This window comes from Paenibacillus sp. GD4 (genome assembly GCF_030846225.1).
GTDB classification, from domain to species: Bacteria; Bacillota; Bacilli; order Paenibacillales; family NBRC-103111; genus Paenibacillus_G; species Paenibacillus_G silviterrae.
Genome location: NZ_JAVCYK010000001.1, coordinates 1858243 through 1883936, shown reverse-complemented (window position 1 = coordinate 1883936; position 25694 = coordinate 1858243). Strand labels below are relative to the sequence as shown.

Genomic DNA, 25694 nt, shown 5'->3' with positions numbered 1-25694 from the left:
AAAGGCGGCAATCCGGAGCCGGGCGGAAAGGGCGGCGAGATAAAGGAGAGCATTCACATGACGACCAAGACAAGGCACATGTCCCTTCCTGAAATATACCCTCCTCCTCCTCCTGCAGGCAAGGAAGAGGAGGAGCGGGAGCGAATTGAGATCGGGCTGCTGCTTGAGGGGCTGTTCCGGCTCTACGGCTATGATTTTCGCAACTATGCCTACCCCTCCATGCGGCGGCGTATCTGGCACCGGATTCATGCGGAGCGGCTGCAGACCGTATCCGGGCTGCAGGAGAGAATGCTGCACGATCGGGCTTGCATGGAACGGCTCGTTTCCGATCTCGTCATTCACGTAACGGAGATGTACCGTGACCCAAGTCTGTTCGCCGCGTTGCGGCAGCGGGTCATTCCCATGCTGAAGAAGCAGCCGCTCATCCGGATCTGGCATGCGGGCTGCTCGACCGGGGAAGAGGTGTACTCAACGGCCATACTCCTTTATGAAGAGGGCTTATATGACCGGGTACGCATCTATGCGACAGACGTGAACGAAGAGGTGCTGAATACGGCGGAGCGGGCAGCCTATCCGCTGAAAAAGATGCAGCATTATACCAAGAATTACATGCTGGCCGGAGGCAAGGATGCGTTCTCCCGCTACTATTCCGCTTCGGGGGACGCAGCTGTATTTCATCCGTTTTTGAGGGAAAAAATTGTGTTCGCCCAGCATAATCTGGTAACGGACCGTTCATTTAATGAGTTTCATTTGATTTTTTGCCGCAATGTGATGATTTACTTCGATTCCGTTCTGCAAAACCAAGTACATGGGCTCATCTATGAAAGCCTGAGTCCGGAAGGGATTCTGGTGCTCGGGCAGAAGGAATCGATCACCTTCACAAAGCATGCCGCAGGCTATGAGACGCTCGATGCGCAGGAGAAGATTTATCGCAAGGCTGTAACCTAACCTGGAGGCATTCCCGAAGCGAGGTGTTCCTATGGAAGAACCGATTCATATCTTGGCGGTCGATGACCAACCGGAGAACCTGCTGGCGCTGGAAGCGGTTCTGGAGGATGAGCCGTACCGGCTTGTGAAGGCTTATTCCGGTGAAGAGGCGCTTCGCCACTTGCTCAAATACGATTTTGCCGTCATTGTGCTCGATGTGCAGATGCCAGGAATGAGCGGCTTCGAAACGGCGCAGTGGATCAAATCCCGCGAGAAAACGAAGGCGATTCCCATCATCTTCATCACGGCGGCGCCCGAGCACCAGGATCAATCCTTCACCGCCTACTCGGTCGGGGCAATCGACTACATTGTAAAGCCGTTCGTGCCGCGCACGCTGAAGTCCAAGATTGAGGGCTTCGTCAGCATTCATCTGGTCAAAAAAAAGCTGCAGCAGCAAACGGAGCTTCTTAACGAGCGCACGCGCGAGCTTCAGAAGGCGAAGGAGGCGGCGGAGCAGGCGGCACGGGCCAAGGCGCAATTTCTGGCCATCATGAGCCACGAAATCCGAACGCCGTTGAACGGAGTGCTGGCCATGGCCGACCTGCTGCTGGAGACGCCGCTCAATGAGGAGCAGCGGGATTATACGGAAACGATTCGCCGCAGCGGAACGGCGCTGCTGTACGTGATTAACGATATTCTGGACCTCTCCAAGATCGAGTCCGGGAAGATGGAGCTGAAGGAGGGACCGCTCGATCTGCATGCCTGTCTGGTCGAAACCTTCGAGATTTTCTACCATGACTGCCGCAGCAAGTCGCTGGAGATGACGGCGGAGGTGGCACCGAACGTCCCGGCCCTGCTGGTCGGGGACGAAAGCCGGCTGCGGCAAATCTTGATTAACCTGGTCGGCAATGCCGTCAAATTTACCGATCAGGGGGGTGTGCACGTCACGGTATCCCTTCTGCGCAGAGAGGGGGAGCGTCTGGAGCTGGAATTCCGCGTAGCGGATACCGGCATCGGTATTCCCGAGGAGCATCGCCGCCAATTGTTCGAGCCGTTCACGCAGGTGGATTCCTCCATGACGCGCAAGTACAGCGGTACGGGACTGGGGCTGGCGATTTGCCGCAATTTGGTACACATGATGGGCGGACACATCTATCTGGCCAACCGGGACGCCCCCGGCGCCGAATTTGTGTTTACGGTCTTGGCGCGGGAGTGCCGGCTGTCGTTAGCGGAGGAAGCCTGACGCAGCGGGTGCTCACGCCCGGGTGAAGGCTTCCAGCTGCCGTTAGGAAGTATTTTGGATAAACCGATACACGTGATTCCCGGCGTAGGTAACGATGCCGAGGACAATGTTCAACCAGCCGAGGAATCGGGCGGCCTTCCTTTCTTTCTGCATGCCGTCCAGCTCATACACCTTCACATCGAGTAGCAGCATACCGACCCCCGATACGATCAGCAGAAAGATGGTAAAGCTTAAATAACCGATGGAAAATCCCGATGCCAAAGCGGTTCTCCTCCTTCCGTTATAGCCGTTACTTGGCTTTCATGCCGATGCGTCGAATATGCATTTCTGCGGTGATTTCAAACGACAGCGTTTCGTACATTTCCTGCCACGTTTCCTTCGTCTTCACCTGCCGGTTCCAGTAGTCCGGTTTCTTGGCCCGAACATGCTCGCCGAAGCCGAAGATATCGGACCGCTGGGCCTGCGTCTTCTTGATAAGATCGGAGTAGGCCTTGGCGGCCTCCTTCGAGAGCTTGGACTCGATCTCATCGATTTGTTCCGTCGTCAGGGTGCCGACATCCGACGATTTTTCTATAATATTGCCCTCCACCAGAATACGTATGGAGATATGCGGCTTTCCGTCCCGAAGCTCCGCGCGAATAAAGGACTTTCTGCTCCTTCCCCCAAACATATAGTACTCCGATGTGTTCTCCAGCTTAACGTACACTTGCCCCCCGGCAGGATTCATCCCTTTGATCCCCATGAATAACGGTATTTCCAGCGGTGTCGTATGTCCGACCATGCGGTCGCCGCGGAAAAAAGCGAGCCCGGCGATCTCCACCGTATCCTCGCTTCTCAGCCGGATGTAAGGGAGGTACCCTTCCTGACCCTTCGCAGAGGAGTTGCTCCAGAAGATGCCGAGGAAATCATCCGGAAATCGTCCCATCTTCACGGACTGATCCATCGTATTCATCAGATACAGGGTCGGCACCCGTTCCAGTTGGGGCGCGGCCCTCATCAAATCCGAAGCCTTGTCCTGGCTGATGAACATCCAGTTCATCCGTCGGATCTCGGGATTACGCCGGAGAAAGTCGTTCAAATTCTCAATCCCTTCTCTAGCTACGCTTTCCGAGACAACGATGATTCGTAAATGGCCGTAGAACAGCGGAGGCGAAACCCGCTGCTGTAAATTGTTCAAGGCATCGTTCAGCGTATGCCCTCTACCTTCGACCACCCAAACGGTATTCTGCCCGCCTCCCTTGCCGCCCTCCCCGCCGCTTCCCGGTCCCAGCGGGATTCGGCCCGGTACGGCGATTTGAATAGTGACCCGGATCGGTTTGGCTTCGGGAGCCCCAAATCTGCCCTTCATGTGGGAAATTTCGCTTTCCTTTTTCATATCCTCCTCCGAAGCCTTATCGATTCCGATTCCCAGGACAACCGCCCTTTCCTCAATTTCCTGGCGATCCCAGCAGCCGGAGAGGAGGAGGGCCGCCAAAGCTATCGCTAAGGCGGCGTTAAGTAGCCGGATTCCCTTGCTTCTGTTCATGGGAGGGCCCCCTTTTTTTCCGCAGCACGGCGATGATTAGCAAAAGGAGCGGGTAACCGATGGTAAGAATCAGTCCAAGCTGCCCGACTACCGCTACAATTTCGTACATATCCAGAATGTTCTCCGGATACATGGCCATGGCAAAGAGAGTGGGGAGAATAAACAAAGACAGCAGCTTGTGGTCCCTTAGTCCGACGACCTTCGATAAGGTATGTACAGTAAAGTAATAGCTGGAAAACAGCGTCGTGAAGACGGCCGTTACCCAAACAGCCAAAAATGCAGCGTCAAGCCGCTCGAGTATGTTGCCGGGGAGCGTCGTCGTTTTGGCCAGCTCAAGCGTAGGCCACAGCAGCTTCTTCGTTTCCTCCGTGCCGAAGACGCCGACGGCCGCCACAACGATCGACAGATAAAGACCCCCGGCAATAAGCATTCCCCAGAAGCTTCCCTTCATCGCTCTAGCAGGATTGCGCAAGTGGGGGATGACCATCGTGTAAACAAAGGAGCCTTGAAACAGCGCCGCGATGGTCAGGATGCCGGGCAGCATCTGTGGTATCGGCCCGCTGCCCCAAATCGGCTGCATGTAGACCAGCTGTGCGTTCTTGAGGGACAGCGCCACAATCAGGATGGCCGGAAACACAATCAAGGGCAAATAAAAATGGTGAATATAAGTAAACGTAGTCAAATCATTTCTCGCCGAGATCGTCGCCAGCAGCAGCATCGCCAGCACCGTAATTTCCAGAGGTGTTTTCTTGAGTACGGAGGTGATGACCACTTCCCCGAACTCCCTTGCCGCAAGCGAGGTCAGCAGGGCGAAGAACAGCACGATAAGCATGATGGTTGTGCGCGAGAGCGCTTTACCGATCAGCAAGTCGCTATATTGCACAAGGGTAAGGCTGGGAAACCGTTGTCCGAGCTTCGTAATAAGCCACAGGCTTGCGGAAGCGATGAGAATGGCGATCATAGTAACCAGGATCGCCCCCGTATCCGCCGCGCGAACCGCGAACAAGGGAAGAGGCAGTACGCCGACACCGATGATGGTACTAATCAGAATGGCTGCCGCCTGGATCGTTGTGATTTGCTTGGGTGTCTCCATTCGGCGTTTTGCTCCTTTCTCTGCCGACCTTCAACGGGTCAAGCACATTCGTGGTCGGCTGCTTCAGCTTATCCACTACTTGCTTGCCCAGCCTGCGCTTGTTCCTGGTATGGAGCTGGGTAGGCCGCCGCCACATGCTCCACAAGGGCGCGCGAATGACGGTATCCTTCATGCCCTCGAAGTTTCCTGGTACAACGGGACTTAGGTAGGGGATGCCGAACGATTTTAAGGACAACAGATGGTTCGCGATCATAATCAGGCCCAGCATGACGCCGTACAAGCCGAACATACCCGCCATCACGATCAGCGGAAACCGAAGAAGCCGTAACGCAAGGGCGGCATTATAGGCCGGCGTAGCGAAGGAGCCGATGGTGGTCAAAGCGATAACGACTACCGTAATGGGACTGACGAAGCCGGCCGCCACGGCAGCCTGCCCGATAACCAGAACCCCTACGATGGAAAGCGCGCCCCCGATTTGCTGGGGCAAGCGGAGCGTCGCCTCGCGTAACACCTCCATGGAAGCCTCCATAATCATTACCTCAATAACGGATGGAAAAGGGACACCTGCACGCCCTCCGGAAACAGCCACTGCGAACTCGGTCGGGATCAGCTCCGGATTGAACGAGATGATCGCAACGTAGAGGGAGGGCGTGACCAGAGAAAACCCAAGCGCCAGCAAGCGGGCCATCCGAATGAAGCTGACCAGCAGGTATCGTTCCGAATAATCCTCGGTTGTCTGGTAGAACTGATTGAACACCGTAGGGACGATCAAGGCGAAAGGGGACCCGTCGACCAGGATCACCACCCGTCCTTCCATCATGTTCGCTACCGCTTTATCCGTGCGCTCCGTGTTGGCGGTTTGCGGGAAAGGCGAATGGTGGTTATCTTCTATGAACTGCTCCAAGTAGCCCGCATCCAGAACACCGCCGATATCAATAGCCGAGATGCGCTCCATAACTTCCTTCACCAGCTCATCATTCGCGATGCCTTTTAAATAACAGACCGCCACTTTGGATTGGGTGACTCGTCCGATAGACAGCGTACGTACTTGAAAATCGGGTGTCGGCAGGCGATAGCGGAGAAGCGAGATGTTCGTCTGGAGCTGTTCGATGAAGCCCTCCCGAGGACCGCGGATTACCTGCTCGGTATCCGGCTGCTGCAGGGAACGCTTCTCGATCTGGGCCGTGTCGAGCAGAATCGCCTCGGTCAAGCCGTCCACGGTGATAAGCGTGCCGCCGCGAAGAAGATCACTCAGTGCCGAATCTATGGTTTGCACCGACTTTACATTATTGAAATAAATGACATCCCGGAGGAGGACATCCTTTAGCTGGCTCATAGGGATGCTTCGGTTCTGAAGATGGGGCGGGGTATGCATCAAGGGCTTCAGAATATCCTCATTGACGACTGCGGTATTGCTCATGTTCGCCAAATACATCATGGCCGCTTCATGCTCCGCAAAGATCCGAAATCGTCGCACGACAAAATCGTCCGTCTCGCCTAGAAGCTCGGTGAACGAGTGGATGTTGCTTTCCAGCTGGGCTTCAAATGCGGACGACCCTTCCTTCATACGTGAGACCTCCCCATTCAGGTTATGGTTACTTTTCCCTGAATAGTGAGAAAATATGTGGAAAGGGAACCGCCTCAAGCTTGGTTTGCCGAAAATATCATGGATATGGACGACCAATTAATGGAAAAATGATGATTCAACAATTAGCCGGGCGGTTAATGAGAAGTAAGCGAACAGGGAACGAAAGGGGCAGGGAAATGATGAATCCGCAAACTTGTGTTGCCATGCTTCTGGCAGGCGGGGAAGGCCGCAGACTGAGCGTGCTGACGCGGCAGAAGGCGAAGCCGGCCGTTCAATTCGGAGGGGCGTACCGCATTATTGATTTTGCGCTTAGCAACTGTCGGAATTCGGGTCTTTCGGCTGTAGGAGTCATTACTCAGTATAAGTCGGAATCCTTACATAACCATATCGGATGCGGAGACACGTGGCTGCCGGAGAGCGGGGTCACCTTGCTTCCTTCCACACAGCGGCACATACGAAAAAGCGGGTACTCAGGCACTGCGGACGCGGTGTATCAGAACATTCCGTATATAGAAACCTATGAGCCTGAGCATGTCTTGATTCTTTCGGGCGATCACATTTACCGAATGGATTACCGGAAGCTGCTGGAGGAGCATCAACGCTCCGGGGCGGACGTGACCCTAGCGGTTACCCCTGTGAGTACGGGGGAGGCTTCCCGCTTCGGGATTATACGTACGAATGAAAGCGGGCGCGTGATCGAATTCGAGGAAAAGCCGGCTCAGCCCCGGGGCAATCTGGCTTCCATGGGAATCTACATGTTCCGCTGGTCGGCGCTCCGTGCCTGGCTGAAGGCGGATGCCATGGCGATCGGCACGAGTCATGACTTCGGCAAGGATCTGATACCGGCCATGCTGAACAGCGGGGCACGGATGCACACGTATTCCTTCCAAGGCTATTGGCGCGATGTAGGAACCGTAGAGAGCTTATGGAATGCACATATGGATCTTCTCGGGCGTAAGCCGCTGTTTGGCTTCCACGATCCGGCTTGGCCGATTCTCACTCCGCTCCGTACCGTGAACCAAACCTACGTAGATCCTTCGGCGCAGGTCACCCAGTCGCTCATCAGCGGAAATTGCACCATCCATGGGCAGGTGGAGCGGTCGGTCATCTCCTCCGGGGTGGAGATCGGTGCGGGAAGCCAGCTGCAGGGGTGTGTCGTCATGCCGAATGCACGAATCGGCCGCAATGTAACGATTCGGGGCGCCATCATCGGCGAAGGCGCCGTCATTGAAGACGGGGCGGATGTGGAGCGTCTGACGGATCTGCCTGTTGCCGTCGTCGGCGATCGCGAAATCGTACGAAGAAAGCATGAGTTGTTGCCTAAGCTCTATATGCCTGTGCAGGGATTCACCTTCGAGCCCATCGGCTGATCGGAAAGGAAGGCGGATATCGGTCTGCGAGCTTAGAGCTCAATCTGCCCTTCCTTTACCTAAGAAAAGGAGGAAGCCTCATGCGTACTTGGCATTACATCGTACCAGTTATTACCGTCATGTGTCTGTGGGCTGCCTTTCTGCGCGCGGATGATCAGGCAGAGCGAACGCTGCCGCTTACGAGCCAGCCGGTGGCGTTGGCGAGCAGCGCTCCCAAGCCGGCATCGGAAACGGTTAAGGTCAGGACGCCGCTGCAAGTGGGAAGGGTGTGCGGCATTGCGATCCAAGACGATTTGAAAACCGTCTACGAAATGAAGGGAGAGCCTGTGCAGATCGAAACGTCCCCGGAAAATAAACGCGAGCGGGTGCTCATCTATGAGGACTGCCGCATCGGGCTCCTTGACCAGTTCGTGCGGTATGTTACGGTTCCGGCAGCGGCACGGCAGATCGAAATCAACAGCAGTTTGGTCAACATGAGGCTTGATGAGCTGCGGGAGCTGTTAGGCGACCCTTATCATGTGGGCGAGGACGGGCTTGTATACCGTTACGGTCAAACGGCTTTGAAGCTTACCTTGGACGAAACGGGCGAGCAGCTCGAAGCGGTCGACTTTTTTCATGTGGCTGCAGGATAGGACAAACCTAAGGATTCTTTAGCGAATCTTAACCGACGTACTAATTTCCAACGATTGACCTGCATGATAAGATATGAGAGGAATGTTTGCAGTTCCAACGGGGGTACGAACCATTGATGAAAAATGATATCCATAAGTTTCACTTAAAGCTGCTTTCCACGCCTGAAGCGAACGTATTGTTCGCGGCCGGTGAGCTGGATCTCGGCACGTCCGAGGAGTTTCGACGTATGATCGAGCCGCTCGCCGCCGAAGATCGGATTCCTCTCACGCTAAATATGAGGGAGCTCACGTATATTGATAGTACGGGGATCGGAATCCTCGTGTCCATTCTGAAGATCAGGCAAGCTGCCGATGCGCCCTTCACGCTTCAGGAGGTGCCCGCAAAGATTCGCCGCTTGCTCGACATGACCGGCCTGACCAAGTTTCTTACATTGGAGGGAGGCGGCGCATGAGCCCGGACTTGAAGGGAAAAGACGTCGTGCTGAAGGTGCCGGCGATGCCTGCGTATCTGGACACGATTCGATTGGTGCTCTACGGTACCGCAGCGCAGATGGGCTTCTCCTATGAAGCCATCGAGGACATGAAGGTTGCCGTCACGGAGGCATGCACGCATGCGCTTCTGCAGCTGGAGCCGGGGAAGGCCGGTGAGCTGCGGCTGACCCTGGAAAGGAGCCGGCAGGAGCTGCGGATGCGGATTCAGCATGAAGGAGAGCCGGTAACCTATGGCAAGCTTGGTGCGGGAGCGGGCCTTCAGGACGGGGCCTCCGCCGTTCCATTTCCGAATGTCATGCCAGGCTTGCCGCCTGAAACGGAGGGACTCGGCTTGTTCCTGATGCAGTCGCTGGTGGACGAAGTCACCGTACTTAAGCTGGAAGGCGGTGCAGAGGAGGTTGTTCTCTGCAAGCGCCGGGAGTAACAGGAAAGGCCTCAAGTGATCCCGAAGGGATGCACTCGAGGCCTTTTTGCTGCGGACCGGTAGAATCCTGTACCATCCGCTATCGTTTGCCGGGATCGTAGGGTTCACCGAGGGCGGAAGGCGCAGAGGCACGGCCCACGGCACCAGCCAGGACGAGAATCGTTAAAACGTACGGCAGCATGAACAGGAACTCCATCGGAATCAGCTTGGTCGCTTCGAAGAGCTGAACGAAGTTGCGAAGCGCCTGGGCGAAGCCGAAGAAAATCGTCGCGCCAAGCGCACCGACCGGGTGCCATTTGCCGAAGATCATAGCCGCGAGGGCGATGAAGCCTTGGCCGGAGATCGTGTTGTGCGAGAAGTTGCTCGTTGTGGTCAGGGTAATCGTCGCTCCCCCGAGGCCGCCCAGAGCGCCGCTCAGCAATACAGCCAGATAGCGGATGCGCACAACGGCGATGCCCACCGTATCGGCCGCGCCCGGATGCTCGCCTACCGCGCGAAGGCGCAGCCCGAACGGAGTGCGGAACAGAACATACCAGATGACTGCCACGAGCAGCAGGGCTATGTATGTCGTCGGGTAGGCATAGAACAGGGCCGGCCCGATCAATGGAATTTGCGACAAGCCGGGAATGGCAATTTTATGAAACACCACATTCAAGGTTTCCGTTTGGCCGGAGCCTTGGAACAGGATTTTGACCAGGTACACGGACAGGCCTAGCGCCAGAAAATTGATGACGACGCCGCTGACGACCTGATCCGCCTTGAAGGTGATTGAAGCGACGGCATGAATAACCGAGATGGCCATGCCGAAGAGCAATGCAGCCACAAGCCCGATCCAGGGCGACATCGCCCCATACCCCGACCGTTCCGCGGACCAGGTGGCGACCGCGGAAGCGAAGGCCCCGGACACCATCAGCCCCTCAAGCCCGATATTGACGACACCGGATCGCTCGGAGAGGATGCCGCCCATTGACGTAAAGATGAGCGCCGTAGAGAAGACGAGCGTCGTATGCAGCAGCTCGCCGATAATGCGAAGCGTATCCATTCGTTAGGCCGCCTCCCCTCGTTTTCGTTTGCCGAGCAGCGGACGCAGCATCCACCGGATGATGCCGTGCGAGGCGACGAAGAAGATGACCAGGGCGATGATGACCCGAATGATCTCGGGCGGTACATCCGCGCCGAAGCTCATACCGGCGGAGCCGTAGGTTAGGGAGCCGAACAGGACTGCCGCCAGCACCACGCCAAGCGGATGATTGCCGCCGAGCAAAGCTACGGCAATGCCGTCAAAGCCGTAGCCCGGCGATCCGGCGGCAACGACGTGATAATGAAAGACGCCCAGCACCTCGAAGGTGCCCGCCAGCCCGGCGAACAGCCCGCCGATGAACATGGCCCGCACCACATTGCGGTTGACGTTCATGCCGGCATACTCCGCGGCGTGCGGGTTATGTCCGACGGCGCGGAGCTCGAAGCCTTGTTTTGTTTTCCACAGAAGCATATAGAACACCGCTGCCGCCAGCAGGGCGATGGGAATCCCTAAGTGCAGCCGCGCGTTGCCGAACCACTCCGAGAGCCGTACCAGCGAAAGAGACGCCGATTCGTGAATCGGGTAGGTCCGCTGTTGGCCGGGCTGCAGCAGAAATCGGCTGACGATGAAATTGGACAGGAACAGCGCAATCCAATTGAGCATTATCGTCGTGATGACCTCATTTACCCCGCGAGCCGCCTTCAGCCATCCCGCGATGCCACCCCACAATCCTCCCAGCACAGCCCCCGCAATCACAGCGAGAGGCGCATGAAGCCAAAACGGCAGATCGAGCTTGATGCCCACCGTTACGGCTCCGATCATACCGAGCAGGAACTGCCCTTCGCCGCCGATGTTGAATAAGCCCGTACGAAAGGCAAAGGCGACGGACAGGCCCGTAAGAATGAGCGGAGAAATCTCACGAATCGTCTCGCCGATATTATAAGGACTGCCAAGTACCCGATCGAGCAGGGCGGCATAAGCGGCAAGCGGGTTATAGCCGCCCGCCAGCATGATCAAAGCGCCGGCAGCCAGCCCCAGCACGATGGCAACAAGAGGAACCAAGGCCGTATCTGCCGTAAAAGCCCGTACCCATTTATTCACGAAGCAGGTCACCTCCCTCTGCGCGAGCGGATAAGCCCGAGGAACCGGACATCATGAGGCCCAGCTCCCGGTCTGTAGTATTCTTCGGATCGACGATACCGACAATGCGGCCTTCGCTGATCACGGCAATTCGGTCCGACACGCCGAGAATCTCGTCGATCTCCAGCGAGATGAGCAGCACGCCCTTGCCTTTGTCCCGCTGCTCCACCAAGCGCTTATGGATGAACTCGATGGCTCCGACATCCAGTCCCCGCGTCGGCTGTGCGGCGATCAGCAGGTCGGGGTCGGCATCCATCTCGCGGGCAATGATCGCCTTCTGCTGGTTGCCCCCGGACAACGCGCGGGCAGGGGTATGCGTCCCGGGAGTCCGCACATCGAATTCGGCGATCAACCGCCTCGCCTGCCGGTCAATGGCTTCCCGGTTCAAGAAGCCGCCTTGGCTGTAGGCTGGCTGATAGTACGTCTTCAGCACCATGTTCTCCGACATCGAGAAGTCAAGCACCAGCCCGCGCTTATGCCGGTCCTCCGGGATATGGCCGACCCCTGCCTCGGCGACCCTGCGCGGATCCAGTCCGGAGATAGGTTTGCCGTTCAGCGTGATGCTTCCCTGCTCAATAGGACGCAGCCCTGCGAGCGCCTCGATCAGCTCGCTTTGGCCGTTGCCGTCGACGCCGGCAAGCCCCAGAATCTCGCCGCGCCGCACCTCGAAGGTGACGCCGCTCAGTACCGGCACCTGATTCGCCCCTCGGGCGGTCACATCCCGGACGCTAAGGACCGGCTCGCCGGGCCGCGCATCGGTCTTGTCCAGCTCGAAGGTGACGTGGCGGCCGACCATCTTCTCCGCGAGCTCGTCCGGGTTCGTCTCCGTCACCTTCAGCGTATCGATCACCTTGCCGCGCCGGATGATGGTCACCCGGTCGGCGATCGCCATAATTTCCTTCAGCTTGTGCGTAATGATGATGATGGATTTGCCTTCCTTCACCAGCATCCGCAGGATTTCCATCAGCTCCTGTATCTCCTGAGGGGTCAGCACGGCGGTCGGCTCGTCGAAGATGAGAATGTCGGCCCCGCGGTACAGCGTCTTGACGATCTCAACCCGCTGCTGCATGCCGACGGAGATATCATGGATGTAGGCCTTCGGGTCGACTCGCAGCCCGTACCTCTCCGACAGCTCCGTCACCTGCCGTTCCGCGCTCCGGTAATCGATACGCAGCCCCTGCTTCGGCTCCGTGCCGAGAATGATATTCTCGGTTACAGTGAACGGCTGCACCAGCTTGAAGTGCTGATGCACCATGCCGAGGCCGAGCCGGATCGCTTCCTTGGGCCCGGTGATGGTCACCGGACGGCCGCCGATGCGAATCTCGCCTTCGTCCGGCTGGTACAGCCCGAACAGGATATTCATCAGCGTCGATTTACCGGCGCCGTTCTCGCCGAGCAGCGCCAGGATTTCGCCCTTGCGCAGGGTAAGGCTGATTCCGTCGTTGGCTACAATGCCGGGGAAACGTTTCGTTATGCCACGCATCTCCACTATTGTCTCTCTGGCTTCTCCTGCCGCCATGCTTTCTTCACCGCCTATTTTTCCGGTACTTTGATCTCGCCCTTCACAATGCGCTGCTTGTATTCCTCGACCTTCGCCAGCACGTCAGCCGGCACATTCTTCTTCGAAGTTTCGGACAGGCCTACGCCGTCTTCCTTCAGACCGAGCACGATCGTCGTCCCGCCGGGGAACTTCCCTTGAATGACATCGCCCGATACCTTGTACACGGCGGTATCTACACGCTTCATCATGGAGGTCAGCGTTACATCATCGCCAAAAATGAGCGACTGATCCTGATCGACGCCGATAACCCACACCTTGCTGCCGGCTTTTACCCGGTCCTTCGCTTCATTGAATACGCCGTTGCCGGTAGCGCCGGAAGCGTGGAAGATGATATCCGCTCCGGAGTTATAGATCGTCGCTGCCGCCGCCTTCCCGAGGTCAGGCTTATCGAACGCGCCGGTATAGTTGACCGTGACGGTTGCATTCGGATTTACCGCCGTTACGCCGGCCTTAAAGCCGGCCTCGAACTTCTTGATTACCGGAAGGTCGATCCCGCCGACGAAGCCGATCTTGTTCGATTTGGTCATCAGTCCGGCAACCACGCCGACCAGATACGACCCTTCGTTCTCTGCGAAGGTGACTGACACCACATTCGGCGCCGAGACCACATTATCCACGATGGCCAGCTTGGCTTCCGGGTTCTGCTTCGCCACGGTGGCGACGGCATCGCCCAGCATCAATCCGATGCCCCAGGTAAGGTTGAAGTTGGCTTTTACCAGCTGTGTCAGGTTGGGAACGTACTCGGCATCGCTTTTACTTTGAATATATTTGACCTTCGCCCCGGTATCCTTCTCGAGCTTCTGATGGCCGGCCCAGGCGCTTTGGTTGAAGGAGTTATCGTTCACGCCGCCGACGTCCGTGACCATCCCGATATTGAAAGCGGCGCCAGGCTTTTCGCCTCCCCCGGCAGCCGTTCCCGCTCCGCCGCCTGCGCCTTGATTCGTATTACCGGTTTGCGGCGCTGCTGTTTTCCCGCAGCCGCTTAACGTGAAGCCGAGCGCCAGGACAGCGGTCAGACTTAAGGTCATCCATTTGTTCATATCAGCTTATCCCTCCGTTGGTGTTGTTTTCTGGCGTATGTACCATTCATTTGATTCCCATGCGGCAGCCTTCCACTTCATGACACCCGGATCGATGAGCGGCGCGGTTTCCTTCCACAGAAGCGCGCGCTCGATCTCAGTGAGAGGCTGGAAGCTCCGGGCCGCCTCCAGATTCCGCTCCAGCTGCTCCATCGTCTCCATGCCTATGATGGCGGTGGAAATCGGAAGCGACCATGTATAGCGCAGCGCCTGCTCGTACCAGGTAGCGAGCTTGCCGAGCCCAAGCACCTTCATGCCGATGACGGCCGTACCTTGCTCGGCCGCTACCGGCAGAAACTCATGCTCGAAGCTGTAGAGGAACGCATCCACAACCGAAAGCGCAACAAGCGCACTGTCGAAGGGATACCGCTGCAGCGCCGTGATCTGCACATCCGGGTTCGTATGACCGCTGATGCTGGCCAGCTTCACGAGCCCCTGTTCCTTTGCTTCCCGCATAGCCTGCATGGCTCCGTCCTTGGCGAAGCAGCGATCCAGCTCCTCCATCGACGCCACGTTGTGGAGCCGCCACTCGTCGACGTGGTCCGTCTGCAGCCGCTTCAGGCTCTCTTCAAGCAGCCGCCAGGAGCCGTCGCGCGTCCGGTCGTGGGTCTTCGTGGCAAGATGGATGCGATTGCGGCGGCCGTCCTGAGAGAGCGCCTTGCCGAGCCGCTCCTCCGATTGGCCCTTCGAGTAGCTCGGCGCCGTATCGAAGTAGGTGATGCCCTCATCGATCGCGCGATGCACGATCCGGATCGCCTCCTCCTCGCTGCAGCCGTGAGCATCGACGATCCGCTGGGCGCCGAAGCTCAGGATCGGGAACCGGAGGCCCGTTGTACCGAATTGTCTTGTTTGCAAAAGAGGGCTTCCCCCTGTCGTATGAAAGTCATGGCTTCAGCATGGGTAGTATTCTTCAAGCTTTGGTTTCTTATGTAATGTGTGGAAAACGAGAAAAAGCTATCCGCCGGCTGGGGAAGTACCGGAGGATAGCTTATGGGAGGCGGTGCAAGGAAACTACGCACACGGAAGGCTAAGGGTAAAGGTGGTACCCAAGCCAACCTTGCTGCGGACGCGGAGGGTGCCCCGGTGGTCCTGAATGATTTTCTGACAGATGGATAAGCCGAGACCGGTTCCCGATTCCTTGGTGCTGAAGAAAGGATGGAAGATTTGCTCCAGCTGATCCTCGGGGATCCCGGTGCCGGTGTCGGTGATTTCCACCACGGCGAACCGTTCCGGGCTCTCATACATCGTAACGCGCAAGGTACCGGACTCCGGCATCGCCTCCAGTCCGTTCTGCATTAGGTTCAGCAGTACCTGCACCAGCTTGTTCGGATCCGCCCGCACGGTGATCGCTGCCGAAGCGCCCTCCCACTGCAATTGATGCCCGAGACGCAGTGCCTGGGATTCCGCTAGCTGCAAAGCCCTGTTGACGCATTCCAGCAAAGCGATGCTCATGACATCGGCGGCATTCGGTCTGGAGAATTGCAGGAACTCTTTGGTCAGCTCATTCATTCGGCCCACCTCCTCCAGGATGATGTCGTAATATTTGCCTACATCGCCCTGCTGCTTCCCGATCTGGAGGAAGCCTTTCACGGAGGTAAGCGGATTGCGAATTTCGTGGGCTAGTCCTGCTGCCATTTCACCCACGGTTTTGAGCTTCTCATTGTGCAAGAGCCGCTCCTCTTCTTTCTTCCATCGCTCCTTCTTGCTCATGAGCATCTGATCCTCCATGACGGCGACGATCTCTTGCTCGGAAATCCCGGCTCTTAGCTCCAAGGACAAGGTTTCGAATTGCAGACCGCAATATCTCGGCAATTCATTAAGAAGAAAATGACGGGTTCTTTGCTGCTGAAGGCCGTCGATGAGAATGACAAACTTATCCCCGTTATATCGGGCAATCGAATAAGCCCCGGGCAGATACTCCTGAAGCACCTCTGCCGCAAGGACTAACAGCCGGTTAACTTCCTTGTAACCGAGCTTGACGTTCAAAAGCCGGGTCTCTTTGCCGTCCAGCAGGAAAAGGTGAGGGGAAATCTTCGATGAGGAGGTTTGCTTAAGCAGAGCTTGCAGCTGCGATTGAAGTCCCCGAAAATTGCTTAAGCCGGTCAAGGCATCGGTTCGGCTGCTGCGCTGCAGCTTCTCCCGAGCCTTTTCCGCGTTTTCTAAATACACGCAAAAATAATAAGCCATGCTTCCGACGGAGGTATTAAAGATGATGAACTCGATGATGATGGTCGTTAAAAGCTCACGGGACGTAAGGAGGAACGTAAAGCCGATAATGGAAGCGGCAAGATAAAAAAACATCAGCAGAGCCCAATGACTTAGACGAAGGGACCGGTAGAAATACGCTAAGATAGCGGTTGCTATACCACCGACGACGGTAAGCAGGGAACTTGTGACCGCGGCCTCGGATAGGGGGAACAGCAGAATCCGGCCTGCGGCGACAATGAGGGAGCTGATCAGAGCGCCTGGAACGCCGCCTAGTTTCCCTGCGAGCATAATGGAAAGGAAACGGAGGTCAAGAATGCCTCCGTCCTGTAAATGGATTGAATAATACATGAGGAGATTACCGACGACACCGTAAAGGATACCATAAAACATCGAACTGAACCGTACATCCTGTCTGTACCTTTGTAATGTATGATTGAGGCGATGAATCAAAAACATGTGGGAAAGCAGCAAAGCCGCATTAAGATACAGGACAGAGAGCATAAGAAATAGTCACCCTTGGTGTAATTATTCGTTACATAATATAGTTTAGCTATGAACGTATCATTAGTAAAATAAAATATTTTTTTACTTCTGTTTACCGATCACATGAAAAAAGATCAGCAAAAAAAACGGGCAAAGCCTTGCTGTGCAAGGCTTTGCCCGTTCATTCGGTCCGAAGCTTAGTCTACAAAGGACTGCAGCATCCAGACATGCTTCTCCAGCTTGGATCGAATGTCCACCAGCAGATCGATCGTTCCTTCGTCATGCGCATCCTCCGCCGCTGCCATCGTTTCCGTCAATTCTCCGAGCAATTGGCGAAAATCGTCCGTAAGCTGTATTACCATCCGTTCCGCCGACAGGTCATGGCTATCCTCCCGGATCGAGGCAGCCTCCATGAATTCTCTCATCGTTGAGACCGGGACGCCGCCGAGCGCCAGCACCCGCTCCGCCAGCTCGTCCAGAAAGCGGTCCGCCTCCTGGTACAGCTCCTCGAACTTCGTATGCAGCTGAAAGAAGTAGGCTCCTTTGACAAACCAATGGTATTGGTGAATCTTTATGTAGAGTACAGCCCAATTCGCCACCTGCCGGTTCAGCAATCGATTCAGTTCTACTTGGTTTGCCGCCAATGTTGGATTTGTCATCTTCAGAGTCCTCCTTATTCATTTGAAATATTGGGCGGACAGCCCGGGCCGGCGCAGCAGCACCCGGACCGTCCGTATCACAGCGAACACTTGGTCTCGTGTCCGCTTGTCCATCATTTAACCTCAGAACAGGGGAGCGAAACAGGGGCAAGCCGATGTTTCAATAGACGGAAATCCGGTTAAGAATAGGAGAATGAGTACATGTGGAGGTGGAGGCAACCAATGACTCCAGACCGTGACTTTCAATTACAAACGGAACGAACGGAGCTTGCGAATATCGTTTCACTGCAGGGGGAGCTGGACTTGTCCAAGGTGGGCGATTTGCGGCAGGCGCTTGACCCCTTCGTAGCGGATACCGACCGAAGGCTGGTTTTGAACCTGAAGCAGCTCCAATACATTGACAGCACCGGGATCGGTGTGATTGTATCGGTGTTGAAGGCAAGAGATGTACTGAAGGCCGAATTTCGGGTGGAGGAGATTCCTCCCAAAATCAAACGCCTGTTCGACTTGACCGGCATCACGCCGTTCTTGCATATAAGCGAGACCAACGCCAGCTGAGGCACGGCCCAATTAACGGTTATAGAAAGGATCGAAGCGAGAGTATGAAACCGGAAAAAGTACATTTGACCGTACCCGCACAGGCGGAATATATTGATCTGGTCCGGCTTACGCTGTACGGCATCGCTTCCAAGCTCGGATTCTCCTATGAGGAAATCGAGGACATGAAGGTGGCTGTTGCCGAGGCATGCAACAATGTGGTTGTTCATGCCTACGACCCCGGGATGCCGGGCAGCATGGAAGTATGCTTTGAGCGCGTGGGATCGGCACTGAGTATTTCCGTGAAGGATCAGGGACCGAGCTTCGATTACGCCGAGAAAGCAAGCAAGGCCGGCTCGCTGCATGACAAGAGCTTGAACGAAATCAATGTGGGCGGGCTCGGTATTTATCTGATGCAGGCTCTGATGGATCACGTCGAAGTAAAAACCGGCAACGGCACCGAGGTGATTCTGACGAAGACGGTCAGCCAAAGCGAGGAAATGGTATGAATATGCACTCGGAGCGATTCGAAGGCCAGCGCGCTGAGGAGTTGATACTCCACTATCAGAAGACGGGCTGTAACGAAACCGCGACCGTCTTGCTGCAGCATTATGAACCAATGGTGAAAATGGCAGCCGGCAAAATGTCGCGCAATCGCCCCGATCTCTTCGAGGACCTCTACCAAGTGGGGCAGATGTCTGTGCTTCGTCTTTTGAAGCAATTTGATTTTTCCTTGGGCGTACAGTTCGAGGCATATATGATGAAAAGTGTCATCGGCCATATGAAAAATTATCTCCGTGATAAATCCTGGTATGTGCAGGTGCCTCGGCGGATCAAGGAAAAAGGAAATCAGATCCAGCAAATTATCGACACGTTGACGGTGCGCCTGGAACGGTCGCCGAATGTCGACGAAATCGCTGCGGAGATGGGGCTGTCGGTGGAGGAGACGATCGAAATTCTCGCCGGCCGCGAATATTATCATTATGTTTCGCTGGACACGCCGCTGTCCTCGGAGGATAACGGATCGACCATCGGCGATGTGATCGGCTCCTTAAGCGACGCTTACCAGCTGGTCGAAACGCGATTGGATCTACAGGAGGCGCTGGTTCATCTTAAGCCGGAGGAGCAGAAGGTGCTCCAGCTTGCCTATGTCGAGGGGCAGTCTCAGCGAACGATTGCGGCGCAGCTGAACGTATCGCAGATGAGCGTATCCCGGATTCAGAAGCGGGCCTTGGATAAGCTGAAGGCGTTCTTTCAGGAGTCCGCCGGAGGGAAGGAATCGTAGAACACGTCCTTGATCGAGGGCGTGTTTGCTTTGTGCCGTTTCGTAACAAAAAAAGCGGTTCTCCCCCGGTCTCCAAGAGGAATAACCGCTTATCCATCATCAGGCTCTCCGGTTTGCGGAGCCTCGGGAAATCAGACCGAGCAGAAGGGTAAACAGCGCCGCGCCGAGCACGGAGGGAATAACCGCAAAGCCGGCAATGATCGGTCCCCACGACCCTAGCAGCCAATAGCCGATCCAAGCGCCGGCGAAGCCGGCCAGCATGGCGCCGAGAATACCGCCGGGCATGGTGCCCGGTGCAACGGCGGAACCTACGGTTCCGATCACCATCGCCATCAGCAGAGTAATCAGCAAGCTCATCATGGCAAGCAGCTCCTTTCATCACGTAAGATGATTTCGCTTGTCCTGATATTACCCGCTTTGGCCGGCGATGAACCAAATCAGGGAGCCGTTAATAATCAGACCCATCCTGCTCTTTTCTATACATGCCCGAGTGAAGCAGGTCGATGTTCCAATGGATCGACTTCAGGCTATAGTCCGCTAGTGGCTTCTTCCCGTAATCGGTAAGCCTGGCCCACGCCTTGAAATCCTGCTTATAAAGGACGTGCTCAAGTCTCAGCACATCCGATTGCTTATCTTTACCCGCTTGGAAGGCGGAGGTAATCTCCTTTGCGATTTCCTTCTGGGCCTGCTGTTTAAGAAGCTCGTCCGATTCCTCCCCGGTCAACTCGTTGATGCGGCAGCCGACATGGCCCTCGATGCGAAAGCTCGCCTTACCGCCCGTCACCTCGGACTTGATGGCACGCACCGGGTTTCTGCACACCAACGATGAAGTCGGCAGCCCGTCAACGGAGAGGCTCAGGGTCACCCTATCGGTGTCCCTTTCTACCCACCGGGTACCGATCCCTTGCTCCAGAGGGAAATAGACGGCAGGATGATCCTTGTACAGGGCATAGACACCGTCCTTATACAGCAGCGGCTCGTCCTTCTCATCCATCTTCCAACTTTTGCGGGTGATTCCCAAGGAGGGGAGAAGCACGGTGTTGCCCGGCTCTCGCAGCTCCGCTATGAACCGCTGATATCGCATAGGGATGATCGTCGAGCTTTGGCGGTGATTCATCTCGGGCTGATGCAATATGGTGGAGAGGGAGGACAGGTTAAAGAACGATTTGGTGCTGAAAATATCGACGATCGACGATTTCGTCCCATAGACCCATTGGGAGAAGCGGATTTCCCTGAAACGGATCATACTATCAAAGTCCTCTGCGCGAAGTCCCTTCCGAAGAAGCTTATCACCGATGACCAAGGCCGATACGTGGCCCCAGAACATTTCCTGCTGTGCGGCGCGATTGATATCGTGAAACGCCTCCGCTAAGCTTTTACCTTTCCCTGTCCCTACGAAGACCGGAGCCTCTTGACCAGGCTTGCCGCCCCCCTGCTGCTTGGCTACATTCGTGAAATCCAGCAGCTGTACGTAAACCACGTACTTCCCGTCTATATAATCGATCCCGACCGCCGTACTGTAGTTGATATCCTGCATCGTCTTCACGTCCCAGCAGCCGGACAGCAGCAGAAGACTACTGATGAGCGCCGCCGTTCTCCAGTATATGCTGCGCATGAATCAGCTCCTCCTTACCGGTTAGGTTTCCTGGACCGCAGAAAGGCGGGGATTTTGGGCTGCAGCCGCAAGGGAAGCTGCAGCAAAGCCTGGGGCCATTCCTTCCAGGAGGGAGGAGAAATCGGCGCAAGATAAGAAACGCCGAACGACCGCTGCACGGATAAGTATAAAACCGTGGCGAAGATCCCCATGAAAAACCCGTACATGCCGAGCAAGGAAGCGCAGGTCAAAATAAAAAACCGCAGCACCGAAACGGTTCCATTCAAGGACTGATTCACCAGGGTAAACGAGGAAACCGCCGTTAATGCCGATACAACCAGCGTCGTCGGGGAGGTGACTCCCGCTTGAATGGCTGCGTCACCGACGATCAGGCCTCCTACCACAGCTACCGTTTGTCCTACGGCACGGGGAAGCCTTAGCCCCGCCTCCCGAAACAGCTCGAACAGACCGAGCATGAAGTACAGATCCAGCGAGCCGGACATCGGTAGTCCCAGCTTCGAGGAGGTAATGGTAGCCAGCAGCGGGAAGGGAAGCTGATCCATATGGAACGACGTGAGAGCAACCCAGAAGCCGGGCAGCAAAATTGCGATCAGCAGGCCGATTAATCGCAGCAGCCGTTCAAGAGACACGAAATAGAAGGGGAGGTACATATCCTCCGGAGATTTCAGAATGGCGGTTAAATTCGCAGGACCGATGAGCACCATCGGGGAGCCGTCAACCAGAATGGCAAGGCGACCCCGCAGCAGACTTTGAGCCACGAAGTCAGGTCTTCCGATATAATCGAACAGCGGGAACAGCGGATATTTCGTATCCGCAAGCATCTCTTCCAGCTGGGAGCTGCCGAGCAAGGCATCCACATTTACCCGCCGGAGTCTGCTCCGGGCTTCTTCCACTATGGCAGCGTCGGACACATCGTCTATGTACATCAAGGAGACTCGGGTATTGCTCCTTCGGCCGATCTGGAAGGATTCGTTGCACAAGCTGTTGCTTCGAATCCGCTTGCGGATTAGCGCCGTATTGATTGCGAGCTCCTCCGTGAAGGCATCCCTCGGGCCCTTTACCGAAACTTCCGTGCTGGATTCCTCGGGCGTTCGTTGAGGGAGCTTCGCAATGTCGAGCGAGTAGAGCAGCTGCTCCTTCTCGAACAGCAGCAGCAAGTGCCCGGAATAGATCCGGGTCACCGCATCCTGGAAAGGCGAGAAGGGAAGTGAAGTCAGCTGCAGCTGGTTCTGGGATAATGTCTCCGTCAGCAGTCCCGGCTCCTGCTCGGCGAGCATGACATTCAGGGAAGGAAGAACATGCTCGTTCAGCTGCTCCGTATCCGCCATCCCTTCGCAATACAGCAGCACCACGCTATGCAGTCTGCCGGGCTCTCCCAGCTGATGATGATGTATCTGGACATCCGACGATTGGGCAAAAAAGTTCCGCAGCCTTTGTTCGTCCCAACGCTCCATGAGCTTCCCTCCTACTGATGTAATTCCGATTGTGGGTTAAGACGTTACTTCCTTCTTCGCTGCCGGAAGAAATGCAAATAGGGCGATAAGCGCCGTGAGCAGTATCCAGATAGCGAATAGGGACGGATAATACACCTGCTTTAACAGCTGCATAAACTCCATATCGCTAAGCTCAAGCAGGCTGACGCCCATAATCAGTGCGGCAGCTCCGATAAGGATGCCGTTCCGGTAACGCCTCTGCTTCAAAGGAATGATGTCTGACAATATAAACAGCATAAGTGAGATTCGGATAAAAGCGCCCGAGAGCCATTGGTAGATGGAGAGGAAGTCCAGATGGGAGATGAATTTGCCGATCATCACCATTCTCCATTGCTCGAAGGCCGGGTATCTGAGATGCGCGGATTCGAACGGTCCGAATAAAGAAATGGAGCCCATTAGCGGTCCTATGGTAAGTCCCGACAAAATGAGCACCACGGACAGCAGCGGCATTAGCCGAATCGGGCCTTTGACATGGTGCTGAATAAACAATAAAAGCATCAGCTCGCCGGTCGCCTCTCCGAGATAAGGAAGTGCTTGCATCGTAGGGCCAATGCCATGAGTGAATAGCGGCGTGAGCAGCGAATAGTCCTTGAACTGAAAATTCGTAAACATGACGAAATACCCGAGCAGAACGACACCCGGAAGGAAGATGCCGGAAATAATCGCTATGGATTCGATTCCCGCCATCGCGGCAAGCACACAAAGCAGGAGGAAGGTGGCGCCGATGACGGACAATGGAGTCAGGGGCAGATAGGATACGTGCGTCCACATGGCGGTATCTCTCAGGGAAACAAATATCGAAGCGAGCAGCAGAAGAAGAACCGGAAGGGCTACAATCATCGCAGCGAAGGTTCCGTAACGCATCCGAATCCAGTGGAGGATCGGCAGCCGGTCGGAACGCTTGATCATGCCGTACCAAAGGAGGGCCCATAAAAGGGCGGGGATGATCATAATGACGACAGCCATCCAGGAATCCCGCTTCGCGGTTTCGAGCAGGAAGGGCAGAAGGATCACATGATTATTCACCCCGATGACAAGAATCAGCATCATGTAGGCCTGCAATGGGGTAATGGTTCGCTTGGTCATCGTCGTCCTCCCTTGGTAAATATCGCATCAAGGGTAGTATGCGGAATCTTTTGCCATGATTATGCATTTCTTTGTCGGCTAGGATGAACTTTTTGCCATGGAAAGGGAACCTTTTCCTTCCTGTACCGTCCAATGTTTTGAGAGGTGAACACCGGTGGCCTTTGAATATTTGAAGTCGCTCTCCTCAGGGATGGATAAGAGCGCCATTCTGCAGGAGTTAATGGCGGCCTATGGCGAGGATGTGTGGAACTATGCCTTCTTCCTCACACGCAAGCCCGAGCTGGCCGACGATATAACGCAAGATGTGTTTGTGAAGGTGTTTGAGCGGATTTACACATTCCGCGGGGAAGCCTCCGTCAAGACGTGGCTGCTCACGATTACGCGCAATTTGGTACGGGATCACTGGCGTTCGGCCTGGTTTCGCAGAGTCATTCCCTTCGGCGTGCTGCAGCGCGAAGAAACGATGGCTTCGGCGGAAAGCCAAGCGATCGGCAGTCTTGTCACCGAGCAGGTATGGCAGGTGGTGCTGGGCCTGCCCGCCAAGCTGCGGGAGGTGCTGCTGCTGCATGCTCATCATGGCCTAAGCTACGCTGAGATCGCCCGGCTGCTGTCCGTCTCGGAGGGAACGGTCAAGTCGAGGCTTTATCGGGCGCGGGCCAAGGTTTCGGAGCAGTTACATCAGGCGGAAGGAGGTGACGGACGATGAAGCGGATGGAGCCGGAGGCATGGGAGAAGCAGCTGACTAGGCTGCCGCTGAAGGAAGGGGGCTTCTCCAAGGAGCTGATTCAGAAGGTGAAGGAGCGAACCGAGGTGGAGAAGATCGGAGGTCGTAAACGCAGCAGCTGGCTAAGGCTGAGCCCGGTGCTGGCGGCGGCAGTACTGATGGCCGCGGGGTTGACGCAGCAGGAGGCGATCGGCACGCTTCTGACCAAGCTTTCCAAGCCGCAAGAACGAATGGCATTGGAAGCCATGGATAAGGAAAAGGAGCAGAAGCTGAAGGTGTATTATTTTCACGAGGACACCTTCATGGCCAATTATGGCAAGGCATTTATCATTCGCTATCCGAATACGGATCTGGAGATCGTCTCTCACCCGAACGGACCGGCAAGCAGCAGCGGACCGAGCCCGGAGCAGCTGATCGAGCAGCGGCAGCCGGATGTCTTGGCCCTAACGCTGGAGCAATACGAACGCATGGCTTCCGAGGGCAAGCTGTATGCGCTGGATGCCGTTATGAAGCAGGACCGCTATGATCTGCAGGGCCTTTACAGCGGCTTGACTGAGGTGCTGCGGGACAAGGGGGGCGGCAGTCTATACGGACTCGCGCCGCAATATAATCAGCGGGCGCTCTTTTATAATAAAGAGCTGTTCGACAAATACGGTATTCCTTATCCCAAGGACCAAATGAGCTGGGAGGAGCTGTTGCAGCTGGCCCAAAGGTTCCCGGCCGCGGCGGAAGGCGATAAGCTGTACGGGCTTACGATAGGCACGGCCTACGATCCCATGCAGCTGGTGCAGGAGGCGGGGAGAGCCAAGGGGCTGCAAATCATCGATGACGCGGGGCAGCAGGTAACGGTGAATACCCCGGAATGGAAACAGCTGTACATGCAAACGATGGAAGCGTTCCGCAAAGGGAGCTTACATCTGCCCGAAGTGATCATGGGAAGCATCACGATGGAAGAGCTGTATAAGAAAAATCCCTTTATCATGGGCAAGGCGGCTATGTCGCTTCAGACGTACAGCTATGTGCGAAGCTTGGAGGAAGCCCAGAACAATTATAAGCTGTCCGCCTTCCCCTGGGAGCTTGCAACCGAGCCGGTGGATCCCTCGAGGCCGAAGGAGACGACATCGTTCACCGTACCGACTGTGTATGCGGTGAACGCCAAATCGCCCAACAAGCGGACCGCTTGGGAGCTGGTCAAATTTATTGCCAGCGACGAGATGGCGCGCAAAATGGATTCCGGTTCCGGCTCGTGGGGAGTACCGGCCCGCACCGGCGTATTGAAAACAAACGAGCATCGGCTTGAGGTGTTTACGATGCTGAAGCCGGCTGTTCCGGCTTCACCTAAGAATGTGCCGTCTTCCTTCTACCAGTCGTTCAATGAGCTTGCGATGCAGCAATCCCAGGCGGTGCTGGCGGGAAGGAAGGCCGTGGACGCTGCCCTGAAGGAGCTGCAGGAGGCCGGTCAGCAGGCGCTTGTCAGAGCCAAGGCGGAAGCCAAGTGAACAAAGGGGA

At 55.9% G+C, this 25694-nt stretch carries 26 protein-coding genes; 11 read left to right on the top strand and 15 right to left on the bottom strand.

Going from position 1 to position 25694, the window contains the following annotated elements; genetic code table 11:
* Window positions 1-78 precede the first annotated feature (78 nt).
* Together RAC89_RS08780 and RAC89_RS08775 are read left to right on the top strand one after the other, a co-directional pair.
* The gene (locus RAC89_RS08780) at window positions 79-948 is read left to right on the top strand and encodes a CheR family methyltransferase (RefSeq protein ID WP_306616072.1); all 870 of its coding nucleotides are present in this window, start codon (window positions 79-81) and stop codon (window positions 946-948) included.
* Window positions 949-979: 31 nt separating this feature from the next.
* On the top strand, window positions 980-2170 hold the full coding sequence (locus RAC89_RS08775) for an ATP-binding protein (RefSeq protein WP_306613069.1): 1191 nt from the start codon (window positions 980-982) through the stop codon (window positions 2168-2170).
* A gap of 42 nt (window positions 2171-2212) precedes the next feature.
* Here RAC89_RS08775 and RAC89_RS08770 read toward each other — a convergent pair whose 3' ends face one another.
* The 4 genes from RAC89_RS08770 to RAC89_RS08755 are packed head-to-tail and all read right to left on the bottom strand — an operon-like array spanning window position 2213 to window position 6355.
* On the bottom strand, window positions 2213-2431 hold the full coding sequence (locus tag RAC89_RS08770) for a CLC_0170 family protein (protein ID WP_306613068.1): 219 nt from the start codon (window positions 2429-2431) through the stop codon (window positions 2213-2215).
* A 28-nt stretch (window positions 2432-2459) separates the two neighbouring features.
* Window positions 2460-3695 carry a Ger(x)C family spore germination protein gene (locus RAC89_RS08765; RefSeq protein ID WP_306613067.1) on the bottom strand — a complete coding sequence of 412 codons (1236 nt, stop codon included), beginning with the start codon at window positions 3693-3695 and terminating at the stop codon, window positions 2460-2462.
* The gene (locus RAC89_RS08760) at window positions 3664-4788 is read right to left on the bottom strand and encodes a GerAB/ArcD/ProY family transporter (RefSeq protein ID WP_306613066.1); all 1125 of its coding nucleotides are present in this window, start codon (window positions 4786-4788) and stop codon (window positions 3664-3666) included. The genes RAC89_RS08765 and RAC89_RS08760 overlap by 32 nt, the downstream gene beginning before the upstream one ends.
* Complete coding sequence (locus RAC89_RS08755) at window positions 4736-6355, bottom strand: spore germination protein (RefSeq protein ID WP_306613065.1); 1620 nt, start codon at window positions 6353-6355, stop codon at window positions 4736-4738. The genes RAC89_RS08760 and RAC89_RS08755 overlap by 53 nt, the downstream gene beginning before the upstream one ends.
* Window positions 6356-6552: 197 nt before the next feature.
* Between RAC89_RS08755 and RAC89_RS08750 the strand changes: the two genes are divergently transcribed.
* The 4 genes from RAC89_RS08750 (at window position 6553) to RAC89_RS08735 (ending at window position 9294) form a co-directional block, all read left to right on the top strand.
* The gene (locus RAC89_RS08750; RefSeq protein ID WP_306613064.1) at window positions 6553-7746 is read left to right on the top strand and encodes a glucose-1-phosphate adenylyltransferase; all 1194 of its coding nucleotides are present in this window, start codon (window positions 6553-6555) and stop codon (window positions 7744-7746) included.
* 80 nt (window positions 7747-7826) lie between these two features.
* On the top strand, window positions 7827-8378 hold the full coding sequence (locus RAC89_RS08745; RefSeq protein ID WP_306613062.1) for a hypothetical protein: 552 nt from the start codon (window positions 7827-7829) through the stop codon (window positions 8376-8378).
* 116 nt (window positions 8379-8494) lie between these two features.
* Window positions 8495-8830: an STAS domain-containing protein gene (locus RAC89_RS08740; RefSeq protein WP_306613061.1), complete on the top strand. Its 336-nt coding sequence runs from the start codon at window positions 8495-8497 to the stop codon at window positions 8828-8830.
* Window positions 8827-9294, top strand: a complete 468-nt coding sequence (locus RAC89_RS08735; protein ID WP_306613060.1) for an ATP-binding protein — start codon at window positions 8827-8829, stop codon at window positions 9292-9294. Before RAC89_RS08740 ends, RAC89_RS08735 begins: the two co-directional genes overlap by 4 nt.
* A gap of 79 nt (window positions 9295-9373) precedes the next feature.
* Here RAC89_RS08735 and RAC89_RS08730 read toward each other — a convergent pair whose 3' ends face one another.
* The 7 genes from RAC89_RS08730 to RAC89_RS08700 form a co-directional block, all read right to left on the bottom strand.
* A complete protein-coding gene (locus RAC89_RS08730) occupies window positions 9374-10336 on the bottom strand; it encodes an ABC transporter permease (RefSeq protein ID WP_306613059.1) in 963 nt (320 codons plus the stop codon).
* A 3-nt stretch (window positions 10337-10339) separates the two neighbouring features.
* On the bottom strand, window positions 10340-11416 hold the full coding sequence (locus RAC89_RS08725; RefSeq protein WP_306613057.1) for an ABC transporter permease: 1077 nt from the start codon (window positions 11414-11416) through the stop codon (window positions 10340-10342).
* Entirely contained in the window at window positions 11409-12974 is a 1566-nt protein-coding gene (locus tag RAC89_RS08720) for an ABC transporter ATP-binding protein (protein WP_306613056.1), read from the bottom strand. The genes RAC89_RS08725 and RAC89_RS08720 overlap by 8 nt, the downstream gene beginning before the upstream one ends.
* A gap of 14 nt (window positions 12975-12988) precedes the next feature.
* Complete coding sequence (locus RAC89_RS08715; RefSeq protein WP_306613055.1) at window positions 12989-14056, bottom strand: BMP family lipoprotein; 1068 nt, start codon at window positions 14054-14056, stop codon at window positions 12989-12991.
* 6 nt (window positions 14057-14062) lie between these two features.
* Window positions 14063-14950 (bottom strand): aldo/keto reductase, encoded by an 888-nt coding sequence (locus RAC89_RS08710; RefSeq protein WP_306613054.1) that lies wholly within the window; start codon window positions 14948-14950, stop codon window positions 14063-14065.
* Between the two features lie 156 nt (window positions 14951-15106).
* On the bottom strand, window positions 15107-16759 hold the full coding sequence (locus RAC89_RS08705) for a sensor histidine kinase (RefSeq protein ID WP_373430010.1): 1653 nt from the start codon (window positions 16757-16759) through the stop codon (window positions 15107-15109).
* Window positions 16760-16983: 224 nt separating this feature from the next.
* A complete protein-coding gene (locus RAC89_RS08700) occupies window positions 16984-17445 on the bottom strand; it encodes a Dps family protein (protein WP_306613052.1) in 462 nt (153 codons plus the stop codon).
* A 222-nt stretch (window positions 17446-17667) separates the two neighbouring features.
* On the opposite strand from RAC89_RS08700, the gene RAC89_RS08695 reads away from it, so the two are divergent.
* Genes RAC89_RS08695 through RAC89_RS08685 form a run of 3 tightly spaced genes read left to right on the top strand, consistent with a single transcriptional unit; the run spans window position 17668 to window position 19267 of the window.
* Entirely contained in the window at window positions 17668-18003 is a 336-nt protein-coding gene (locus RAC89_RS08695) for an STAS domain-containing protein (RefSeq protein WP_284642101.1), read from the top strand.
* Window positions 18004-18047: 44 nt separating this feature from the next.
* Window positions 18048-18491, top strand: coding sequence for an anti-sigma B factor RsbW (rsbW, locus tag RAC89_RS08690; protein WP_284642099.1), 444 nt, complete (start codon window positions 18048-18050; stop codon window positions 18489-18491).
* On the top strand, window positions 18488-19267 hold the full coding sequence (locus tag RAC89_RS08685) for a sigma-70 family RNA polymerase sigma factor (RefSeq protein ID WP_306613050.1): 780 nt from the start codon (window positions 18488-18490) through the stop codon (window positions 19265-19267). Before rsbW ends, RAC89_RS08685 begins: the two co-directional genes overlap by 4 nt.
* 99 nt (window positions 19268-19366) lie before the next feature.
* Here RAC89_RS08685 and RAC89_RS08680 read toward each other — a convergent pair whose 3' ends face one another.
* The 4 genes from RAC89_RS08680 to RAC89_RS08665 form a co-directional block, all read right to left on the bottom strand.
* Window positions 19367-19627: a GlsB/YeaQ/YmgE family stress response membrane protein gene (locus RAC89_RS08680; protein WP_306613048.1), complete on the bottom strand. Its 261-nt coding sequence runs from the start codon at window positions 19625-19627 to the stop codon at window positions 19367-19369.
* Window positions 19628-19715: 88 nt separating this feature from the next.
* A complete protein-coding gene (locus RAC89_RS08675; protein ID WP_306613047.1) occupies window positions 19716-20882 on the bottom strand; it encodes a Ger(x)C family spore germination protein in 1167 nt (388 codons plus the stop codon).
* A 14-nt stretch (window positions 20883-20896) separates the two neighbouring features.
* Window positions 20897-22336, bottom strand: coding sequence for a spore germination protein (locus RAC89_RS08670; RefSeq protein WP_306613045.1), 1440 nt, complete (start codon window positions 22334-22336; stop codon window positions 20897-20899).
* 36 nt (window positions 22337-22372) lie between these two features.
* Window positions 22373-23461 (bottom strand): GerAB/ArcD/ProY family transporter, encoded by a 1089-nt coding sequence (locus tag RAC89_RS08665; protein WP_306613043.1) that lies wholly within the window; start codon window positions 23459-23461, stop codon window positions 22373-22375.
* Between the two features lie 154 nt (window positions 23462-23615).
* Here RAC89_RS08665 and RAC89_RS08660 point away from each other — a divergent pair, with 154 nt between their 5' ends.
* Both RAC89_RS08660 and RAC89_RS08655 read left to right on the top strand, forming a co-directional pair.
* Window positions 23616-24167, top strand: coding sequence for an RNA polymerase sigma factor (locus RAC89_RS08660; protein WP_306613042.1), 552 nt, complete (start codon window positions 23616-23618; stop codon window positions 24165-24167).
* Window positions 24164-25684 carry an ABC transporter substrate-binding protein gene (locus RAC89_RS08655; RefSeq protein ID WP_306613041.1) on the top strand — a complete coding sequence of 507 codons (1521 nt, stop codon included), beginning with the start codon at window positions 24164-24166 and terminating at the stop codon, window positions 25682-25684. The genes RAC89_RS08660 and RAC89_RS08655 overlap by 4 nt, the downstream gene beginning before the upstream one ends.
* Window positions 25685-25694: the final 10 nt, after the last annotated feature.

What these genes read in the sequence shown, in the direction of transcription:
- RAC89_RS08780 (WP_306616072.1), top strand. Translation starts at nt 79, where the DNA reads ATGTCCCTTCCTGAAATATACCCTCCTCCTCCTCCTGCAGGCAAGGAA.
- RAC89_RS08745 (WP_306613062.1), top strand. Translation starts at nt 7,827, where the DNA reads ATGCGTACTTGGCATTACATCGTACCAGTTATTACCGTCATGTGTCTG.
- RAC89_RS08720 (WP_306613056.1), bottom strand. Translation starts at nt 12,974, where the DNA reads ATGGCGGCAGGAGAAGCCAGAGAGACAATAGTGGAGATGCGTGGCATA.
- RAC89_RS08715 (WP_306613055.1), bottom strand. Translation starts at nt 14,056, where the DNA reads ATGAACAAATGGATGACCTTAAGTCTGACCGCTGTCCTGGCGCTCGGC.
- RAC89_RS08675 (WP_306613047.1), bottom strand. Translation starts at nt 20,882, where the DNA reads ATGCGCAGCATATACTGGAGAACGGCGGCGCTCATCAGTAGTCTTCTG.
- RAC89_RS08700 (WP_306613052.1), bottom strand. Translation starts at nt 17,445, where the DNA reads ATGACAAATCCAACATTGGCGGCAAACCAAGTAGAACTGAATCGATTG.
- RAC89_RS08735 (WP_306613060.1), top strand. Translation starts at nt 8,827, where the DNA reads ATGAGCCCGGACTTGAAGGGAAAAGACGTCGTGCTGAAGGTGCCGGCG.
- RAC89_RS08695 (WP_284642101.1), top strand. Translation starts at nt 17,668, where the DNA reads ATGACTCCAGACCGTGACTTTCAATTACAAACGGAACGAACGGAGCTT.
- RAC89_RS08750 (WP_306613064.1), top strand. Translation starts at nt 6,553, where the DNA reads ATGATGAATCCGCAAACTTGTGTTGCCATGCTTCTGGCAGGCGGGGAA.
- RAC89_RS08685 (WP_306613050.1), top strand. Translation starts at nt 18,488, where the DNA reads ATGAATATGCACTCGGAGCGATTCGAAGGCCAGCGCGCTGAGGAGTTG.
- RAC89_RS08760 (WP_306613066.1), bottom strand. Translation starts at nt 4,788, where the DNA reads ATGGAGACACCCAAGCAAATCACAACGATCCAGGCGGCAGCCATTCTG.
- RAC89_RS08670 (WP_306613045.1), bottom strand. Translation starts at nt 22,336, where the DNA reads ATGGAGCGTTGGGACGAACAAAGGCTGCGGAACTTTTTTGCCCAATCG.
- RAC89_RS08665 (WP_306613043.1), bottom strand. Translation starts at nt 23,461, where the DNA reads ATGACCAAGCGAACCATTACCCCATTGCAGGCCTACATGATGCTGATT.
- RAC89_RS08705 (WP_373430010.1), bottom strand. Translation starts at nt 16,759, where the DNA reads ATGTTTTTGATTCATCGCCTCAATCATACATTACAAAGGTACAGACAG.
- RAC89_RS08740 (WP_306613061.1), top strand. Translation starts at nt 8,495, where the DNA reads ATGAAAAATGATATCCATAAGTTTCACTTAAAGCTGCTTTCCACGCCT.
- RAC89_RS08765 (WP_306613067.1), bottom strand. Translation starts at nt 3,695, where the DNA reads ATGAACAGAAGCAAGGGAATCCGGCTACTTAACGCCGCCTTAGCGATA.
- RAC89_RS08755 (WP_306613065.1), bottom strand. Translation starts at nt 6,355, where the DNA reads ATGAAGGAAGGGTCGTCCGCATTTGAAGCCCAGCTGGAAAGCAACATC.
- RAC89_RS08680 (WP_306613048.1), bottom strand. Translation starts at nt 19,627, where the DNA reads ATGATGAGCTTGCTGATTACTCTGCTGATGGCGATGGTGATCGGAACC.
- RAC89_RS08730 (WP_306613059.1), bottom strand. Translation starts at nt 10,336, where the DNA reads ATGGATACGCTTCGCATTATCGGCGAGCTGCTGCATACGACGCTCGTC.
- rsbW (WP_284642099.1), top strand. Translation starts at nt 18,048, where the DNA reads ATGAAACCGGAAAAAGTACATTTGACCGTACCCGCACAGGCGGAATAT.
- RAC89_RS08775 (WP_306613069.1), top strand. Translation starts at nt 980, where the DNA reads ATGGAAGAACCGATTCATATCTTGGCGGTCGATGACCAACCGGAGAAC.
- RAC89_RS08655 (WP_306613041.1), top strand. Translation starts at nt 24,164, where the DNA reads ATGAAGCGGATGGAGCCGGAGGCATGGGAGAAGCAGCTGACTAGGCTG.